The sequence below is a fragment of the Collinsella aerofaciens genome, assembly GCF_040926405.1.
Taxonomy (GTDB): Bacteria; Actinomycetota; Coriobacteriia; order Coriobacteriales; family Coriobacteriaceae; genus Collinsella.
Window position 1 is genome coordinate 75,582 of sequence record NZ_JBCOIG010000009.1, and the last position, 1,399, is coordinate 76,980.

A 1,399-nucleotide genomic window follows, 5' to 3' on the forward strand; every position below is an offset into this window, starting at 1 on the left:
ATATAGCCACGTATGTCCACGATCTTGCCGTTGCCGCCAAGGCAGCGTCGGTCTCGCTTGCCACGGCGAGCGATGAGCAGCGCCAGGAGGCCGTGCGCGCCATGGCCGCAGCACTGCGCAACGGTGTCGACTCCATCGTCGCCGCCAACGAGCTCGATATGTCCGCCGCGCGCGATGCGGGCACTTCGGCCGGTCTGCTCGACCGTCTGCTGCTGACGCCTGAGCGCGTCGAGGGCATGGCCGCCGGTTTGGAGAAGCTCGCCGAGCTGCCCGATCCCGTCGGCCGCGTGCTCGACCACCGCGTGCTTGCGAGCGGTGTGGACCTGACCCGCGTGAGCGTGCCGTTGGGCCTAGTCGCCATGGTCTACGAGGCGCGCCCCAACGTGACGGCCGACGCCGCAGGCATCTGCATCCGTACCGGCAACGCCTGCATTCTACGCGGCGGCTCGCTGGCCTATCACTCGTGTGCCATGATCGCCGAGCTGCTGGCCGATGCGCTCGAGGCCAAGGGCTTCCCGCGCGAGGCCGTGTCGATGATCGAGTCCACCGACCGCGAGGCCACTGGCGAGCTCATGAAGCTCCGCGGTATTGTCGACGTACTCATTCCGCGCGGAGGTGCAGGCCTGATCCAGCGCTGCGTGCGCGAGTCGCTTGTGCCGGTGATCGAGACGGGCACGGGCAACTGCCACATCTACGTGCATGAATCCGCCGACTTTGATAAGGCGCTCAACATTATCGTTAATGCCAAGACCCAGCGCGTAGGCGTGTGCAATGCCGCCGAGTCGCTGCTGGTCGACCGTGCTGTGGCCGATGCGTTTTTGCCCGCGGTCGTGACCGTGCTGCATGACCACGGCGTGCTGATTCACGGCGACGAGGCAACCTGCGCCGCATGCGCCGATGCCGGGCTTGTGGAGGGCGATGACTACGTCGCCGCGACTGAGGAGGACTGGGGTCGCGAGTACCTGGCGCTCGAGATGAGCGTGAAGGTCGTGGCAAACGAGGACGAGGCCATCGCACACATCAACCGCTACGGCACGATGCACTCCGAGGCCATCGTTGCCGAGGATACGGATGCTTGCGAGCGCTTCCTCGATGCTGTCGATGCCTCGGCCGTGTACTCCAACGCCAGCACTCGCTTCACTGACGGCGGCGAGTTTGGCCTGGGTGCCGAGATCGGCATCTCGACCCAAAAACTCCACGCCCGTGGCCCCTTTGCCGCCGAGGCCCTCACCACCTACAAATACAAGCTCCGCGGCACCGGCCAGGTCCGTCCCTAACGCCCGCGCAAACAAAAACCACCACAAAGGTGCCTGTCCCCTTTGGGCTTATAGGACAAAATGTGTGTCCCGATAGAACATCCGTTTCTATCCATTAATCAAGCCAGAACGGGTACGGGTCC

General features: G+C 64.6%; 1 protein-coding gene. It reads left to right on the forward strand.

The genetic code is table 11. The features are described from left to right. Positions 1–2 precede the first annotated feature (2 nt). Positions 3–1,277: a glutamate-5-semialdehyde dehydrogenase gene (locus AB5758_RS05030; RefSeq protein WP_368155419.1), complete on the forward strand. Its 1,275-nt coding sequence runs from the start codon at positions 3–5 to the stop codon at positions 1,275–1,277. Positions 1,278–1,399: the final 122 nt, after the last annotated feature.